Source organism: Planococcus sp. YIM B11945 (assembly GCF_050864155.1).
GTDB lineage: Bacteria > Bacillota > Bacilli > Bacillales_A > Planococcaceae > Planococcus.
Map to the genome: position 1 here is coordinate 63,403 of NZ_JBOZWR010000006.1, position 15,625 is coordinate 79,027.

General features: G+C 46.7%; 18 protein-coding genes. 13 read left to right on the top strand and 5 right to left on the bottom strand.

The window, feature by feature from the left end; genetic code table 11:
- Positions 1 to 230: 230 nt before the first annotated feature.
- From ACRRQV_RS12835 to ACRRQV_RS12845, 3 genes are all read left to right on the top strand, one after another.
- On the top strand, positions 231 to 1,475 hold the full coding sequence (locus tag ACRRQV_RS12835; RefSeq protein WP_432531470.1) for an MFS transporter: 1,245 nt from the start codon (positions 231 to 233) through the stop codon (positions 1,473 to 1,475).
- Between the two features lie 122 nt (positions 1,476 to 1,597).
- Complete coding sequence (locus tag ACRRQV_RS12840; RefSeq protein WP_432531472.1) at positions 1,598 to 2,296, top strand: ABC transporter ATP-binding protein; 699 nt, start codon at positions 1,598 to 1,600, stop codon at positions 2,294 to 2,296.
- Positions 2,286 to 3,560 (top strand): ABC transporter permease, encoded by a 1,275-nt coding sequence (locus tag ACRRQV_RS12845; protein WP_432531474.1) that lies wholly within the window; start codon positions 2,286 to 2,288, stop codon positions 3,558 to 3,560. Before ACRRQV_RS12840 ends, ACRRQV_RS12845 begins: the two co-directional genes overlap by 11 nt.
- Positions 3,561 to 3,738: 178 nt before the next feature.
- Here the strand turns inward: ACRRQV_RS12845 and ACRRQV_RS12850 are convergent, their stop codons facing one another.
- Positions 3,739 to 4,293, bottom strand: a complete 555-nt coding sequence (locus ACRRQV_RS12850; RefSeq protein ID WP_432531476.1) for a M15 family metallopeptidase — start codon at positions 4,291 to 4,293, stop codon at positions 3,739 to 3,741.
- Positions 4,294 to 4,397: 104 nt separating this feature from the next.
- Between ACRRQV_RS12850 and ACRRQV_RS12855 the strand changes: the two genes are divergently transcribed.
- From ACRRQV_RS12855 to ACRRQV_RS12865, 3 genes are read left to right on the top strand one after another with little or no spacing between them, the layout of a single operon-like run.
- Entirely contained in the window at positions 4,398 to 5,129 is a 732-nt protein-coding gene (locus tag ACRRQV_RS12855; protein ID WP_432531478.1) for an NADPH-dependent oxidoreductase, read from the top strand.
- Positions 5,126 to 5,743 (top strand): NAD(P)-dependent oxidoreductase, encoded by a 618-nt coding sequence (locus tag ACRRQV_RS12860; RefSeq protein WP_432531480.1) that lies wholly within the window; start codon positions 5,126 to 5,128, stop codon positions 5,741 to 5,743. The genes ACRRQV_RS12855 and ACRRQV_RS12860 overlap by 4 nt, the downstream gene beginning before the upstream one ends.
- 18 nt (positions 5,744 to 5,761) lie before the next feature.
- Complete coding sequence (locus tag ACRRQV_RS12865; protein WP_432531482.1) at positions 5,762 to 6,484, top strand: alpha/beta hydrolase; 723 nt, start codon at positions 5,762 to 5,764, stop codon at positions 6,482 to 6,484.
- 42 nt (positions 6,485 to 6,526) lie between these two features.
- Here the strand turns inward: ACRRQV_RS12865 and ACRRQV_RS12870 are convergent, their stop codons facing one another.
- Together ACRRQV_RS12870 and ACRRQV_RS12875 are read right to left on the bottom strand one after the other, a co-directional pair.
- Complete coding sequence (locus ACRRQV_RS12870) at positions 6,527 to 7,471, bottom strand: ABC transporter permease subunit (RefSeq protein WP_432531484.1); 945 nt, start codon at positions 7,469 to 7,471, stop codon at positions 6,527 to 6,529.
- Positions 7,449 to 8,372 (bottom strand): ABC transporter ATP-binding protein, encoded by a 924-nt coding sequence (locus ACRRQV_RS12875; protein ID WP_432531486.1) that lies wholly within the window; start codon positions 8,370 to 8,372, stop codon positions 7,449 to 7,451. The genes ACRRQV_RS12870 and ACRRQV_RS12875 overlap by 23 nt, the downstream gene beginning before the upstream one ends.
- Positions 8,373 to 8,559: 187 nt before the next feature.
- Here ACRRQV_RS12875 and ACRRQV_RS12880 point away from each other — a divergent pair, with 187 nt between their 5' ends.
- On the top strand, positions 8,560 to 8,979 hold the full coding sequence (locus ACRRQV_RS12880) for a hypothetical protein (protein WP_432531488.1): 420 nt from the start codon (positions 8,560 to 8,562) through the stop codon (positions 8,977 to 8,979).
- 44 nt (positions 8,980 to 9,023) lie between these two features.
- On the opposite strand, the gene ACRRQV_RS12885 is transcribed toward ACRRQV_RS12880, so the two are convergent.
- Positions 9,024 to 10,199 carry a class I SAM-dependent methyltransferase gene (locus ACRRQV_RS12885; RefSeq protein ID WP_432531490.1) on the bottom strand — a complete coding sequence of 392 codons (1,176 nt, stop codon included), beginning with the start codon at positions 10,197 to 10,199 and terminating at the stop codon, positions 9,024 to 9,026.
- Between the two features lie 160 nt (positions 10,200 to 10,359).
- Here ACRRQV_RS12885 and ACRRQV_RS12890 point away from each other — a divergent pair, with 160 nt between their 5' ends.
- The 3 genes from ACRRQV_RS12890 (at position 10,360) to ACRRQV_RS12900 (ending at position 13,253) form a co-directional block, all read left to right on the top strand.
- Complete coding sequence (locus ACRRQV_RS12890) at positions 10,360 to 12,003, top strand: AMP-binding protein (RefSeq protein WP_432531492.1); 1,644 nt, start codon at positions 10,360 to 10,362, stop codon at positions 12,001 to 12,003.
- Between the two features lie 119 nt (positions 12,004 to 12,122).
- Positions 12,123 to 12,869: a DUF2087 domain-containing protein gene (locus tag ACRRQV_RS12895; protein ID WP_432531494.1), complete on the top strand. Its 747-nt coding sequence runs from the start codon at positions 12,123 to 12,125 to the stop codon at positions 12,867 to 12,869.
- 24 nt (positions 12,870 to 12,893) lie between these two features.
- Positions 12,894 to 13,253 carry a GIY-YIG nuclease family protein gene (locus ACRRQV_RS12900; protein ID WP_432531496.1) on the top strand — a complete coding sequence of 120 codons (360 nt, stop codon included), beginning with the start codon at positions 12,894 to 12,896 and terminating at the stop codon, positions 13,251 to 13,253.
- A gap of 23 nt (positions 13,254 to 13,276) precedes the next feature.
- Here ACRRQV_RS12900 and ACRRQV_RS12905 read toward each other — a convergent pair whose 3' ends face one another.
- Positions 13,277 to 13,588, bottom strand: coding sequence for a hypothetical protein (locus ACRRQV_RS12905; RefSeq protein WP_432531498.1), 312 nt, complete (start codon positions 13,586 to 13,588; stop codon positions 13,277 to 13,279).
- Positions 13,589 to 13,780: 192 nt separating this feature from the next.
- Between ACRRQV_RS12905 and wrbA the strand changes: the two genes are divergently transcribed.
- From wrbA to ACRRQV_RS12920, 3 genes are all read left to right on the top strand, one after another.
- Entirely contained in the window at positions 13,781 to 14,395 is a 615-nt protein-coding gene (gene wrbA / locus ACRRQV_RS12910) for an NAD(P)H:quinone oxidoreductase (RefSeq protein WP_432531500.1), read from the top strand.
- Between the two features lie 93 nt (positions 14,396 to 14,488).
- Positions 14,489 to 15,223, top strand: coding sequence for a hypothetical protein (locus ACRRQV_RS12915; protein ID WP_432531502.1), 735 nt, complete (start codon positions 14,489 to 14,491; stop codon positions 15,221 to 15,223).
- A gap of 99 nt (positions 15,224 to 15,322) precedes the next feature.
- Entirely contained in the window at positions 15,323 to 15,499 is a 177-nt protein-coding gene (locus ACRRQV_RS12920) for a hypothetical protein (protein ID WP_432531504.1), read from the top strand.
- Positions 15,500 to 15,625: the final 126 nt, after the last annotated feature.

The window sequence follows — 15,625 nt, forward strand, 5'->3', positions numbered from 1 at the left end:
AGATTGCGTTCCTTAACTTTGAATCGGTAATTAAATCTGATCAAAACTTTGCTTATAAGCAAAGTAAATGGGACGGGTCTGTCTATTTTAATAGCAGTGGTGAAAATTCGATAGATGGGAAAACACTTTCCGTCTGAATTTTTTCATGACGGCCATTTACTTGAAACATAGGCATTTGCCTATGTTTTTTTGCTGCAGCAAAGTTACATCAAAGTAAAGGGTGAGCCGACATGAACAAACTAAAAAAAGTTTTTGATGAACAATGGAAAAAGAACATCGCACTATTTTTAGCTGGACAGACCCTAACGCTGTTCGGGTCTTCGTTGGTTCAATACGCCATCATTTGGTATATCACCTTAACGACCCAATCGGGCGTCATGATGACCATTTCCGTCATTTGTGGATTTTTGCCTGCTTTTATTCTCTCTCCAGTTGCGGGTGTTTGGGCAGACCGCTATAACCGGAAAATGCTGATTGTGTTAGCCGATGCGCTGGTGGCTGTTTCGACGCTGGTATTGGCGATTTTATTTTTAATGGGATTTGACGCGATTTGGCTGCTGTTTTTGGTCTCCGCGATACGAGCGGTAGGGACGGGCATTCAGTCGCCGGCCGTGGGAGCCATCCTTCCGCAAATCGTACCGGCTGAGGCATTGACTCAGGTAAACGGCATCAACAGCGGCATCCAGGCATTTATTATGCTTGTGTCGCCTGCTGCCAGCGGCGCTTTGTTGTCTTTCGCTGCCATTGAGGCCATTTTCTTTATCGATGTCATCACAGCAGCCATTTCCATTTTCCTGTTGGTGGTTTACTTGGAAGTCCAACTCCATGCGAAAGCATTGGAAGCGCAAACGGCCAGTTATTTCAGCGATATGAAAGCGGGGGTTGTCTATATCCAAAACCACGCGTTCGTGAAAAAGCTGTTTTTCTTTTATGCGGTTTTCTTTGTATTGATCTCACCGGCTGCTTTTCTGACGCCGCTTTTGGTGGTCAGAAGTTTCGGGGAAGAAGTGTGGCGCCTGACAGCCAACGAAATCGCCTTTGCACTCGGCATGATGCTGGGCGGCGGACTCATTGCGTATTGGCACGGTTTTCGCAATAAAATCCACACAATGGCGCTGGCGACACTCGTTATTGGCATCAGCACATTGGCACTCGGAGCCATTCCGAATTTCGTGTTCTATTTGATTTTCATGGGAGTGATCGGCGTGGCGATTCCTTATTTTAATACGCCTTCTACAGTGCTGCTGCAGGAAAAGATCGAAGAGAATTTTCTCGGCCGGGTATTTGGCGTGTTGGTGATGATTTCGACATCCATGATGCCGCTCGGGATGGTGTTATTTGGACCGCTGGCGGATTTCATCAAAATTGAATGGCTGTTGGTCGCCACGGGTTTGTTGATGCTGCTTCAAGGGCTATTGCTGATGCGGAATGACGCATTGGTGGAAGCCGGAAAACCAGTTGAAGAAATAAAATAAGCGTGAGGGGCTCAGGTATGAGTCCCTTTTTGCTTTCTTAAGAATTTCTTCAGAAAAGCCCTCGCTAATTGTTAAGAATTGGCCGCTATACTAAGGCCATATAGCAAAGGGAGGGCAAGAAGATGATTGAAATTCAAGATTTAGAGCATACATTTGCAATTGGCAAAAAAGGAAAAGAGCGCCGCGTGCCGGTATTAAAAGGCGTTACGCTCCATGTGGGCAAAGGGGAAATCGTTGCGATTCTCGGAAAAAGCGGATCGGGCAAATCGACGCTGCTTAATATTCTGGCCGGCTTTATGAGTCCAGAATCAGGTTCGATCAAAATCAACAACCAGGAAACGGCCACCTTGAAAGAAGCTGAGATGGCCAATTTCCGCTTAGAGAACTTCGGCTTCATTTTCCAAAACTTTCAATTGATGCCGGGATTGACGGCTTTTGAAAATGTGGAATTGCCGTTGAAAATCAAAGGGATGGCCGTGCAAGACAGAAAAGCGAAAGTGCAGCGATTGCTGGAAAAAGTGGGCTTGGCGGAAGTGGCCGGCCATTACCCGAACGAGCTATCCGGCGGGCAGCAGCAACGCGTCAGCATCGCCCGCGCGTTGGTGACGGATCCGCCGATTTTATTGGCTGATGAGCCGACGGGCAGTTTGGATTCGGAAACGGAAGAAGACATTTTAGCGTTGATTCGCTCATTGAACCAAACGCTTGGGCTGACGTTTGTCATCATCACGCACGACGACGAAGTTGCCGATGTCGCGCATCGTCAATACCGCCTCCACGACGGAGAATTGGTGAAAGGGGCCAAACGCCATGCAATTTAAAGACCAGATTGATTTTATTCGGCAGCACATGAAACGCAATAAATTACGGGTAGCGACCACCATTTTAGCCGCAACGATGGGCTGCGCGTTCTTGATCATTTTGGCTTCTGTCGGGTTCGGCTTACATAAGACCATCACAGATGATGTGCTGGACAATCAGATGGTGACGGAAATCCAAGTGCCGGGCAAAGAAGCGTCGGATGAAAAAGTCAGCGATAAAGAAATTCAGGACATCCGGAAGTTGGAGCATGTGGAAGCGGTTATTAAACGCACGTCGCCTGATGCAGATGCCACGGCGAAAATCGGAGAGCGAAGCGGCTTTATCGCATCAAACCTTGTCGACTTTGAGGAAGAGCAAAAAGCCGGATTGAAATTGTCCGAAGGCGCGATGCCAAAAGCGGCAGATGAAGTGCTTGTCGGCTATCATTTTGCACAAGCATTATTGACCGAAGAAGAGCAAAAAAGTGTAGATGAAGGCGGCGAAACGCCGAAAGGATTTGCAGGCAGCGTTATCGGGCAGACATTTGAACTGGAACTCGCGCCGTATGAAGGGGAAACGGAGCCGGCCACCTGGACCTTTACTGTCTCCGGTGTCATGGAAGAGCCCGGGAAAGACTGGATTGTAAACAATAAAGTCTATATCGACAATTCATGGGGACCGGTATTCAATGAAAAATTAGGTCTTGAAGAAAGTTATGGTGAGATCTTGGTTTACGCCGACGACCTTCAAAATGTCGGAGGCATCACAAAGACATTGAAAGACGATGGGTATTACGTGTATTCGGTTACGGAAGAATTGGAAACTATGGGTACATTTTTCCTGGCGCTAAAAGCGGGATTGATTTTCGTCGGAACGATTGCGATTTTGATCGCCTCGATCGGTATTTTCAATACGATGACAATGGCCGTAACCGAACGGACGCGTGAAATCGGCGTCATGAAAGCGATCGGCGCCCAGCCGAAACTGATCCAGAAGCTGTTCTTGATGGAAAGTGCGGCAATCGGTATCATCGGCACCATTTTAGCAGTGGCCATTTCTTACGGCATCAGCGTGCTCGCCAACTGGCTTGTGCCAATAATCATTGTGAGTTCACTTGGTGAAGAAGACATGGGTGATGTCAGCATTCTCATCTCGCTCATCCCATGGCAGTTGGTTGTCATCGCATCGGCCATCAGCATTGGCGTAGCCATGATTTCAGGCTGGCGTCCAGCGCGGAAAGCTACGCAAATTGACGTAATTCAAGCATTGCGGCAGGAATTGTAAAAGAAGTTTTAAGGGTGGGTGGGCATACGCACGCTCAGCGAGAAATATGCACGCTCAGGAGAAAATACGCACGCTCGTGAGAAAATATGCACGCTCAGCGAAAAATATGCACGCTCAGCGAAAATTGCACGAAAAACATTCAATGAAAAAAGAGCGCCTATTGAGGGCGCTCTTTTTTCTATTCCACAACATCTTCCGGCCGCCAGCCTTCTTGCAGTTCGCTGATCGACAAGCCGAAGTTCATTTCCAAATGCGGGTAATCCTTAAAGCGCCGCCAATCGCCGCCCCAAGAAAAGCCAAGTTTTTTGCCGATGTCGGCGACTTCAAACCAATCAGCTTTTCCATTGCCGTTGTCATCGCGTTCAATATCCCAAACCACATCATTGTTGTCTAGCCGCAATGCGTAATCGATGGCGAGTCCATAATTGTGATAGGATTCTCCGCCTTCTGCGTGTGTGACGACATTGCCTTCCGTTGTGCGCCCTTGTCTATGCAAATTGTTTTGTTCTTCATTGGAACGGAAATCGTCGGTAATCACTACGGCAATGCCAATTTTGGCCGCTTCTGCCACCAGTTCGTCTTGTTTTTTGGCAACAATGGGATGCAGCTCGGACGGAGGCGGACGTGATTCCAATTCTTCTTTGAATTCCAGTTCGTTTTGCATCCAGACAAAAATAAAACCGCCAAGCACTAATAAAAAAACGACGGATAAAGCGGTCTTTAAATACTTCAAATCAGTTCACCTCTACTGAATTTATTGTAGCAAAAATCACCGAAAGAGTATCGGGCGGAAATTTTTGATAGGATAGAAGAAAGAGAAAAAGGAGTCGATACCCAATGGTCATCAACGTAATGAAATCCCACGCATCTGTGCGTGATTATAAAGAAAAGCAATTGACGCGTGAAGAAGTCAGCGAATTGATTGAAGCGGCTCAGCACGCGGCAAGCTCCCATTTTGTGCAAGCTTATTCAATCGTTTGGGTGACAGATCCGGAAAAACGCAAAAAACTAGGCGAACTGTCGCGCAATCCGCAGCAAATGGAAGGAGCGGGGGCTGTCTTTTTGATGTGCGCCGATTTTAACCGCCTAACTCATGCAGGTGCGATGCAAGGCGAACGAACGGTCTATGACCAAGCAGAAAACTTGATTGTGGCTGTGACAGACGTTGGCCTACTGGCGCAGAACTTGGCGCTGGCTGCCGAATCAAAAGGCTACGGCATTTGCTATGTCGGGGGTGTGCGCAACAATATGGAAGCCATCAGCGAACTGGTCGGTTTGCCGGAAGGCGTTTTCCCGGTTTATGGCTTGACGGTTGGCGTTCCAAATGAAGGCAATGAAGTCAAACCTCGCTTGCCGGTGGAAGCGATTTTGCATGAAAACAGCTACGATGAAGCAAAATACGAAACCTTGCTTCCGGAATACGACAAAACGATCGCAGCTTATTACGAAGCCCGCACCACGAATCAAAAATCCATTATGTGGACGCAGCAAATGGCGCATTTTTTGAACAAGCCGCAGCGGACAGACATCCGTGAATTTTTGGCGAAAAAAGGCTTTTTATTCAAATGAGAAAAATCGCTGTATTTGGAGGCACGGGCCGCGTTGGAAGCCGCATCATCGAGCAGGCATTGCTTGATGGGCATCATGTGACGGCGCTCGTGCGTTCCGAAAAACTAACCCCTCATCCAAACTTGAACATAATTGTCGGGAATGTCCGGGATAAAAAAGGTATTGAGCAAACAATAGATGGCGCAGACGCTGTGTTCAGTGCTCTTGGAACGGACCGGACGACGACGCTGGCAGAAGCGATGCCATTTATCGTTGAAGCCATGAATTCCCGCGGCATTCGCCGCATTGTCACAATCGGGACAGCCGGAATATTGAACAGCCGGCTGACTCCAGGCATGCTCCGGTTTCAAGGCGGGGATTCCAACCGCAAATTGACGTTTGCCGCAGAAGAACACGCGGCGGTTTTCCGTTTGCTTGAACAAACCGGTCTTGAATGGACGATCGTCTGCCCGACTTATTTGCCTGATGGCGAAGCACGCGGAAACTACCGGACGGAAACAAATTTTCTTCCCGAAGGCGGCAAAGAAATTACGGTCGGCGACACGGCGCAATTTGCATACAGCCAACTGGATTCACTTGAATTTATTCAAACCCGTGTTGGAATCGCTTATTAAGGGAAGAAGGAGCAGCCGATGAAAAAATGGATCATTCGCCTAACGTTTGGCATTTTGGCCATGGTGCTCGTGGCTGTGATCGCATTCGTCGTTTATGCGCAATTTGATTACGAGCCAAGTGATAAGTTAACGGCAGAAGTGGCAATGGAACAACTGGAAACGGACGGGCAGGGCCTTTATTTCCAGCCGGAGTCGCCGAACGGCAAAGGACTCATTTTGTACCAAGGCGCGAAAGTTGAAAAAGAAGCCTACGCTTATCTTGGCAAACGCTTGAGCGAAAAAGGCTATGCGGTTGCCATTCCACAGCTTCCGCTGAATTTCGGCATATTGGGGGCTGGCAAAGCGGGTGAGGGCATAAATGAGCATCCGGAAGTCCCCAGCTGGTTTTTAGGCGGCCATTCACTTGGCGGCGTCGCTGCAGCAATGTACGCAGAAGACCCTTCAGAAAAGCTGGCCGGCCTTTATTTTCTCGGCTCCTATCCGGGCTCTGATTTGTCTGGCAGCCGTTTGCCGCTGCTGTCGATTTACGCGGAACGGGACGGCTTGACCACTCTTGAAGATGTGGAAGCCAGCAAGAAACTGCTTCCGGCAGACAGCGAGTTTGTTGAAATATCAGGCGGCAACCATGCGCAGTTTGGGCTCTACGGAAAACAAAAAGGCGACAACGACGCATCCATCGGTCCGCTTGAACAGCAGAACCAGGTGGTTGACGCATTGGCGTCCTGGATGAATAACCATTAAAAAAGACCACAAAAGCTTTCCAGCTCTTGTGGTCTTTTGGCGTTAGGCAGCAACATCCCGCCGCCCGAATGTCCAATAGCTGACGGCCATGAATACCAGGAAGTACACGATCAGCACGATAACGGACAGCGTCATCGTAATATCCGGAACTGGCATAAAGCCCGTGTAATATTGCGTCAAATCAGTGTGGGTGAACAAATAGTATTTGACAATTTCGTAATTGCTCAGCAAAAAGACGATTTGGATGCCTGTGAACATTAAGAAAATCGACAAGCCGATTGCGAGTGAACTCGACCGGAAAACTGTGCCGAGCATGAAGGCGAACGTGCCGATAATCCAGACGCTGGCAAAACTAAGGGCGGATAACTTGATCGCTTCCAGCCAATAAGACCCTTCGGCCACTTCCGAACCGTTCCAGACGAGGAACGTTCCATCGCCGATCCCGTAAAAAATCAACCCAGCTAAAGCGCTGGCAAGCAACGTAATGACGGCCAATAAAACTGCATAAATCATCGTCGTGATATATTTTGACGTTAAAATTTTCCATCTTTTGACGGGGCGCGTCAACAGCATTTTGATGGTCCCTTGCGAAAACTCAGAAGCCATGATGCCGGCGCCGACAATGACCGTAAATAAGGTGACGATCGACAGCATCATATGGGCATCGAGGACACTTTGCTGCATGCTCGTGAATTCAAAAGGCGGCACCTCGTTATCCAAGCGGTATTGCGCAATCGCTGTTTGGCCTTCGTAATAGTCTTTTTGGGGTTCGCTCAAATTCGGATCCATGAGCATGGCTTGGTTGTTTTCGAGTTGAGCAGCGACAATGTCTTGCCAACTTTCATCAATGCCTTCATTGGCTGTCGAGTTGACCCATTTCGTGATGGCGGCTGATCCGAAAAGAATAACGACCAAGAGCGCCACCATGATCCAACTGGCTTTTTTGCTCCACAGTTTCATCCATTCATTTTGTATGAGCTTCAGCAATTTGTCCGCCTCCTGTCATTTCGAGGAATTGATCTTCAAGCGTTTCACGGTGCGGCTGGACGGTATAAATCTTGACGCCGGCATTTACGAGCAACGAAACCGCTCCTGGAATATGCTCTTCTTCCGTATCGACAATTAAGCCTTTGCCAGATGCCGCAAAAGAGAAGCCGATGCCTGATAGCACTTCACTCGCCAAATCGAGCGGCTCTGCTTGAATAAAATACTGCGAATGATGCAGTTCGTTGACGTTTTTGATGTCGATCAACTCGCCATTTTGAATGACCGCAATCCGGTCGCACAGCAATTCAATTTCAGATAACAGGTGGCTGGATACAAACACGGCGACGCCGCTTTCGCGGGCCACTTTTTGCAAATACAGCCGGAACTCGCGAATCCCTGCCGGATCAAGCCCGTTCGTCGGTTCATCCAAAATCAAAAATTTCGGATTGTGGAGGAGAGCCTGCGCAAGACCTAAGCGCTGCCGCATGCCGAGCGAATAGGATCCGACTTTTTCCTGGATGCGGTTTTGCATTCCGACTTGCTTGACGACTTCGTCGATCCGCTCTTTCGTGATGCCTTTATGCATCCGTGAAAAATGAAGCAAGTTTTTGTAGCCTGTCATGTATTTATACATTTCCGGGTTTTCGACGATGACGCCGACTTTTTGGATGCTGTCTTCAAAATGCGTCTGAATGGATTGGCCTTCGATCAATACGTCTCCTGCGGTCGGACGCATCAATCCGACCATCATGCGGATCGTCGTCGTTTTCCCAGCACCGTTCGGACCGAGAAACCCGGTGATTTGCCCGGCGTACAAATCCAAATTTAAATTTTTGATAATTTTTTTACTGCCAATGGTTTTAGATAACCCTTTTAATTGGACAATCGGTTGTTCGCTCATTTCCTCACCTGCTTTCGTGAATTGCTTTCACTTTGTTTCTTCTTTATTAATAACGAACGACAGGGCGTAAAGTTTCGGATTATTTGCAAATATTGCTATGAGCAAGGCTATTGTCTCAAGAGCATGCTTAATCGAAAGAAAATGAGGGAATATGAAAAGCAATTAGCAGAAAAATGGAGGGATGACCATGGCAGTGTTTCAGGAAAAGGAACAAATTTTAATGGCCTATTATGTGCAATTTTATCGGGGAGCAACGATAGATGAAGTGAAGGCGTTAAATCGGCGCTTGTCGGATGAAATCGGCAAGGAACGCTACGACCGGGCGATGGATGAATTGGTTGAACAAGGGCTCGTTCTGGGAATCGACAACGTAGAAGCGCGTGAAAAAGAAGGGCTTGAAGCACCGATGGCTACGAGAGAAGGCATTTTGTACATTACGAACGCGCTCACGCTGCAATCGGACATGGTGGAAGAAACCATGCTGTATTATTTCGAAAAGTACTTGGAATCGAGCGGCATCGAGTTGACGCTGGAACCCGTAAAAACTTATATCGACGAGTCGATTAAAGAACATCAAGAAGAAAAACCAAATTCCAACCAGCCGTAAAGAACATGAAAAAGCCCGCAAATTGCTTGCGGGCTTTGCTCATTTCAAGAAGAAACTGGGTTTGGCAATAAGTGCTTCAATTCATTTTCAAGAAACGGTTTGGCAGCCAGTAGTTGCGTGAACGCGTTATAGCGCTCAAATTGGCCGGCTGCTGGTTTTTTTTCGGTTTTATACGCACGGATCAAAATGTTTTTCGGTGTGTTTTCAAGGTCGATAAATTCCATCAGCTGCGTTTCGTAGCCGACGAGCGATAAAAGTTCGGCGCGGATGGAATCGGTCGCAAGTGCGCTGAAGCGCTCTTTGATCAAGCCATGCTGCAGCATCAGCCCCATTTCGGGAGCCGCAATTTGGCTGTTCAGTTCATGCTGGCAACAGGGGACGCTCAAGATGACGCTGGCCTTCCATTTGACTGCCCGGGAAAGCGCCATGTCGGTTGCAGTGTCGCATGCATGGAGCGTGACGACCATGTCGACTGCCGATTCTTCGTTGTAGTCATTGATGTCACCGACGAGAAATTCCAGCTGGTCGTACTGCAAGTCTTTTGCGATCTCCTGGCATTCTTCAATTACTTCTTTTTTCAAGTCGAGGCCAGTGACGCGCAAATCCAATCCTTTTTCCTCACGCAAATAATGGTAGAGGGCAAAGGTCAAATACGATTTTCCGGAACCGAAATCGAGTATGCGGACAGTGCGGTCTTTTGGCAAATGCTCGAGCGCATCATCGATAAATTCAATAAACCGGTTGATCTGCCGGAACTTGTCGTATTTTTGCTTTTTCACTTTGCCATCCGGGCTTTGGACGCCGAGGCGCACCAAAAATGGATAGGGAATGCCGTCTTCCAGTAAATATTGCTTTTTGCGGTTATGCGACAGCTCGGCAGCTTTGGCTTCGGTTCTATCAGCTTTCCATGAAACTTTAAATTTCTTCGAAAGCTGAATTTGAATTTTTTCTTCGGTGAAAAGGAACAAAGCTTGGCGGAAATCAGCGAAAATAGTTTCCAATTTCACAGCTGCTTCTTCTACGCTCAAGTTTTCATGCTTCAAAACATGCTCGTGTTGGTATTCAAATTGGATGCGGTAATCATTTTTTATTGTGACAGGTTTTAGTTTTATGCGTTTTACTTCCTGTGATTTTAATCGGGGCTGGCTGATCGTCGCTGACACCAGTTCGTGCCGTTCGAAGCGTTCGATGAGTTGAGTATGCATCATTTGTAAGTCCATTGCAGATCCTTTCGTCTTCCATAATACCTTTAGTTTAGCACGATTGCCGCTGAAAGTGCGGTTAGAGGTTCTAATGAAACCGGGCTTGCTCTTCACTTTAGTCGAAATTTTGTGATAATATAGAAATGATATTAACGGCTACAAACATGGGGGTATGATGATGGCAATTTTACAAAAGACAGTGGGGCAAATCGTACGCGAACAAGCGGCTAAACATCCCGATACGGAAGCATACGTCTATCCGGAGCGCGGCATCCGCAAAACGTATAAAGAATTTGACGAAGAAACGGATCTTCTGGCAAAAGCGTTTATCGGAATGGGCATTGAAAAAGGCGAACACGTCGCCATCTGGTCGGACAATAAACGCGAATGGCTGTTGAGTCAATATGCTACGGGCAAAATGGGCGCAGTGCTTGTAACGGTGAACACCAATTACCAGTCAAGCGAACTCGAGTATTTACTGAGCCAATCAGATGCGACCACGCTCATACTTGGAGAAGAATTCAAAGGCACGAGCTATATAGACATTTTGAATACCGTCTGTCCGGAATTAAAAACAGCTGAGAAAGGAGCGATTCAAAGCGGACGGCTTCCGCATTTCAAACGCGTGATTTTAATGGGGGAGACGAGTTATCCGGGTATTTTTAAATGGAGTGAATTGGAAGCGTTTGCAGAAAACGTCTCGGATGCGCAGCTGGAAGACCGGTTTGCTTCGATGGATCCGGACGACGTCATCAATATCCAATACACCTCAGGCACTACGGGTTTTCCCAAAGGCGTGATGCTGACGCACCTGAATGTCGTCAACAACGGGAAATTGGTAGGCGACACGATGAATTTAACCGAGAACGACCGTCTGTGCATTCCGGTGCCGTTTTTCCATTGCTTCGGCTGTGTGCTTGGAACAATGGCGGCTGTGACGCATTCCACAACGATGGTCATCGCGGAACAGTTTGATCCTAAACGCGTCTTGCAAATGGTCGAAGACGAAAAATGCACAGCGCTGCACGGCGTCCCGACGATGTTCATCGCGGAGCTGAACCATCCCGACTTTGCTTCATTTGATACATCGACGCTGCGGACGGGCATTATGGCCGGATCGCCTTGCCCGATTGAAGTGATGAAAAAAGTCATCAGCGATATGGGGGCATCGGAAATTACCATTGCTTACGGACAAACCGAATCGTCTCCAGTGATTACGCAAACCCGTTCAGATGATGCCATCGAAAAACGTGTGGCAACTGTCGGACAACCACATGCGGAAGTCGAGGTAAAAATTGTTGACCCGGCAACAAATGAAACGGTAGCTACTGGAATTCCAGGTGAACTTTGCACAAGAGGCTACCATATCATGAAGGGCTATTATAAAAATGAAGAAGCGACGAGAAATGCAATTGATGAAGAGGGCTGGCTTCATACAGGCGATATCGCAATTGAAGACGAAGACGGCTATATCGCCATTACCGGCCGCATCAAAGACATGGTCATCCGCGGCGGCGAAAACATCTACCCGCGTGAAATCGAAGAATTTTTGTACAGCCACCCGGCGGTCCAAGACGTGCAAGTCGTAGGCGTGCCAGATCCGAAATACGGGGAAGAGCTGATGGCTTGGGTCATTTTAAAAGACGGACAATCGCTGAATGCGGAAGAGCTGCGCAGTTACTGCAGCGGCAAAATCTCCCGCCACAAAATTCCGCGCTATATTGAATTCACAAAAGAATACCCGATGACAGCTTCCGGAAAAATCCAGAAATTCAAGCTGCGCGAACTGTCGATCGAACTAAGCCAAAAAGCAGAAGTATAAACAAATAAAGCCGAAAAACTCCGCATCTCTAGATGCGGAGTTTTTCGGCATTTGTAAAATAACAAACATAATGATGTTATGTTTGTTATATACTAAACAATTATAAAGGTTGATTGAATTTGGGGATTTCTTCTAGCTTTTGGGAAACTTCGCTGGACAGTTTGAAAGAAGGATTTGTTGAAGAAAAAGAAGAGTATCAGTGTCTGCTATGTGGCGAGAAGGTGGAGAAAGGCGTCATTTATCCAGCAGAGGACCGGCTCGTTGATGCGCAGCGTTTTATGAAGATTCATATTAAACAAATGCATGGTTCAGTTTTTGAGTATTTAATGGGGCTTGATAAAAAACTGACGGGATTGACCGAACATCAAAATCGCTTGCTTCAGCTGTTTTACCAAGGAAAAAGCGATGCGGATATTCAAAAAGAATTGGACATCGGCTCGGCTTCCACGATCCGTAACCATCGTTTTGTCTTAAAGGAAAAAGAACGGCAAGCGAAAGTGTTTTTAGCGGCGATGGAATTATTAAAAGAAAAAGATGCCCATGCCCCGGAGTTTGTGGCGGTCCATAAAACAGCTGCCATGGTCGACGAGCGGTATAACGTGACACCGGAAGAAGAAGCGGAAATTCTTGCCAAGTTGTTTGCAGATGGCAGACTGAAGAAATTTCCCCCAAAAGAAAAGCAGCGGCTGATTGCTATCAAAGAAATTAGCCGCCGGTTTGAAATGGGCAAGCGCTATAGCGAAAAACAAGTGAATGCCATTATTGAAGCGGTTGCTCCCGACTATGTAGTGGTGAGGCGCTACTTGGTCGAATATGGATTTTTAAGCCGCAAAGCCGATGGCAGCGAATATTGGCTGGAAAATTAACAATAGAAAAGGCGTGGAGAAAAGATGGACCGAAAAAAAGAATTGAAAATGCAATACAAAGAAACGGCTGTTAAAGCGGGCGTTTACGAAATCAAAAATACCAAAAACGGCAAACGCTTTATCGGCAGTACGAGCAATTTAAAGACCTTGAATGGCGTGAAGTTTATGCTTGAAAACGGCAGCCACACCAATAAGGAATTGCAAAAGGATTGGACAGCGCAAGGAGCAGGTGTGTTCGAGGTCAACGTGCTGGAAGAAGTGAAAGAACAAAACGATCCGCTGTTTAACTTGAAGAAAGAATTAGAGCGGCTTGAAGAAAAATGGCTGGATAAAGTGCAGCCGTTTGAAGAACAAAGGTATAACACGAAAAAAATACAACATTAAAAAGCGCCCTTAAAAGGCGCTTTTTAATGTTGGTGAAACGAGCTCTTTAGGCGAGGCGTGGAATCTTTTGGGATGATTAGAAATTTGCTGATGACCAGCAGCGCAAGAAAAACTAACCACAAACTAGAGGAACCGTTTAAAACGTTCCAGCCCATTGACAAAGTAAAGCCGATATAAGCAAATGTTAACAAAACATTGCCGTAAAGAATTCTCTTGTTATAGAAGTTCGTCGGTTTAACGGCAGCTCTTACGTTGTTGTAGTCTTTAATTTGCATAAAGGTGGCATAAACAAAGCCGGCAAGCACTAGGCTAAGCGTAACATACCCAATTTCCATTCCATCCAGCCTCCTTTTGTAAATCGACTATAACACAGGCATTCAATCGAAAACAGAAAGTTTCCACTTTTATTGTTTAATAAAATCGAGCTTCGGGGAAAGATGAGTATAAGCAAAAAATCTTTAAACTAGGATATTTTTCGGGCTTTGTTGACTGTCACGGATTCTACAGTTAAAAGGAGTGGGCTTTTAATGGAAAACGTTAAGTTGGCGATTATTTACTACAGTTCAACCGGGACCAATTACCAAATGGCTAAATGGGCGGAGGAAGCTGCGACAGAGGCTGGTGCAGAAGTGAGATTGGCGAAAGTACGAGAAAATGCACCACCGCAAGCCATTGCTTCTAACCCTTTATGGCAAGCTCACGTGGATGCAACGGCAGATGTGCCGGTGGCTGAACCGGCTTTGCTGGACTGGGCGGATGCGATTATTTTCAGTTTTCCAACCCGCTACGGGCATGTCTCTTCCCAAGCTCAGCAATTTTTGGATGTAACGGGAGGCCTCTGGGCGCAAGGCAAACTAGCGAATAAAGTCGTTAGTGCCATGTCATCTGCCCAAAACCCGCACGGTGGCCAGGAAGCGACTATTTTGGCTATTTATACGACGATGTTCCACTGGGGGGCAATCGTCGCGGCTCCGGGATACCGGGAAGCGGCGTTGTTCAAAGCTGGTGGAAATCCATATGGCACAAGTGTAACGGTGAACCAAGAAGGGAAAATGGTGGAAGATGTCGAAGACGCAGTTAAATTACAAGCGCGTAACACACTGCAAGTGGCTGGTTGGTTGAAAGCCGGCCAAAGCCAATAAAGGCGCTTTTTCATAAAAACAGGTGAGCGGAAAGTTCCTCGCCTGTTTTTATGCTTTGTCTTGCAAGATTGTTTATAGAAAGGAAGATTTCTCATGTTTGAATGGCTTGGGTTTATTTTTATTATCGGATTTATTCTTATTCATATTTTTTCAAAGCAAATGAAATTTTTAAAAGCAGTGCCAAGAAGCCGTCTATTGTCAGTCGGCGGAGGGATTTCCGTTGCCTATGTATTCCTGCATTTATTGCCAGATTTGGCTAAGTATCAGGATGAAATCCATGGTGCGCTCGAAAATGAGTCGTGGAGTTTTTTGGAAAACCACATTTATTTGATCGCCATGCTTGGATTGGCCATTTTCTACGGGTTGGAGCAAATGGTGAAATCATCAAGACGAAGGAATTCGAAAATGGAAAGCGCGAATACGCCAACAGGAGTGTTTTGGGTCCACATTGGCTCGTTTGCTTTGTACAACGCCTTGATCGGCTACCTCCTCATACGGGAAGATTATGAAGGAGAGTGGGGAATCGTCTTTTTCTTTGTGGCCATGGGCGTCCATTTTATTACAAATGACAAAGGGCTGCGGGCTACCCACCAAGAAGATTACGATAAATACGGAAGGTGGCTGCTGGCCGCTGCGATTTTCATTGGTTGGCTGGTCGGCATGTTCACAGAAGTAAACAAACTGATTGTTTCGATTGCTGTCGCTTTGCTGGCAGGCGGCATTGTCTTGAACGTTTTGAAAGAAGAATTGCCGGAAGAACGTGAAAGCAGCTTCGGGGCTTTTTGCCTTGGATTGGCTGGCTATTCGATTTTATTGCTTTTTCTGTGATAAATGTTCTACTGTTCTGGATATTTCGAAAAATAACTGCTATAATGACCAATAACATAGGTACAAAAGAGTGAGTCTTTAAAACTACGATTCTTTGAGGTGACCACAGTGGTAACAGAAGAAGAACGAGTTATGTTCGAGTCCGAACTCCATAAACTAAACTGTGAATACCGGAAATGTGTCAATCGGTCATTAAAGCAAGAGATTGAAAAAGACATTTCGTTGATTCGATCTGCGATTCAACTTGCCCAAAATGAAAAATCGAAGTTTTGGTAACCATAGGCCCTGTGAGCAATTAGCTCATGGGGCTTTTTGATTTCATTTTAGTCCCGCAAAGGTGCGGTGCAAAATGTGAACAAAGCTGTAACAAACGTCTGGCAAACTGATCCAGAACAGGGCGGC

Excerpts from the sequence above, each read along its gene's own strand:
- ACRRQV_RS12890 (WP_432531492.1), top strand. The coding sequence starts at position 10,360 with ATGGCAATTTTACAAAAGACAGTGGGGCAAATCGTACGCGAACAAGCG.
- ACRRQV_RS12840 (WP_432531472.1), top strand. The coding sequence starts at position 1,598 with ATGATTGAAATTCAAGATTTAGAGCATACATTTGCAATTGGCAAAAAA.
- ACRRQV_RS12835 (WP_432531470.1), top strand. The coding sequence starts at position 231 with ATGAACAAACTAAAAAAAGTTTTTGATGAACAATGGAAAAAGAACATC.
- ACRRQV_RS12915 (WP_432531502.1), top strand. The coding sequence starts at position 14,489 with ATGTTTGAATGGCTTGGGTTTATTTTTATTATCGGATTTATTCTTATT.
- ACRRQV_RS12885 (WP_432531490.1), bottom strand. The coding sequence starts at position 10,199 with ATGGACTTACAAATGATGCATACTCAACTCATCGAACGCTTCGAACGG.
- ACRRQV_RS12855 (WP_432531478.1), top strand. The coding sequence starts at position 4,398 with ATGGTCATCAACGTAATGAAATCCCACGCATCTGTGCGTGATTATAAA.
- ACRRQV_RS12875 (WP_432531486.1), bottom strand. The coding sequence starts at position 8,372 with ATGAGCGAACAACCGATTGTCCAATTAAAAGGGTTATCTAAAACCATT.
- ACRRQV_RS12900 (WP_432531496.1), top strand. The coding sequence starts at position 12,894 with ATGGACCGAAAAAAAGAATTGAAAATGCAATACAAAGAAACGGCTGTT.
- ACRRQV_RS12860 (WP_432531480.1), top strand. The coding sequence starts at position 5,126 with ATGAGAAAAATCGCTGTATTTGGAGGCACGGGCCGCGTTGGAAGCCGC.
- ACRRQV_RS12905 (WP_432531498.1), bottom strand. The coding sequence starts at position 13,588 with ATGGAAATTGGGTATGTTACGCTTAGCCTAGTGCTTGCCGGCTTTGTT.
- wrbA (WP_432531500.1), top strand. The coding sequence starts at position 13,781 with ATGGAAAACGTTAAGTTGGCGATTATTTACTACAGTTCAACCGGGACC.
- ACRRQV_RS12880 (WP_432531488.1), top strand. The coding sequence starts at position 8,560 with ATGGCAGTGTTTCAGGAAAAGGAACAAATTTTAATGGCCTATTATGTG.
- ACRRQV_RS12865 (WP_432531482.1), top strand. The coding sequence starts at position 5,762 with ATGAAAAAATGGATCATTCGCCTAACGTTTGGCATTTTGGCCATGGTG.
- ACRRQV_RS12845 (WP_432531474.1), top strand. The coding sequence starts at position 2,286 with ATGCAATTTAAAGACCAGATTGATTTTATTCGGCAGCACATGAAACGC.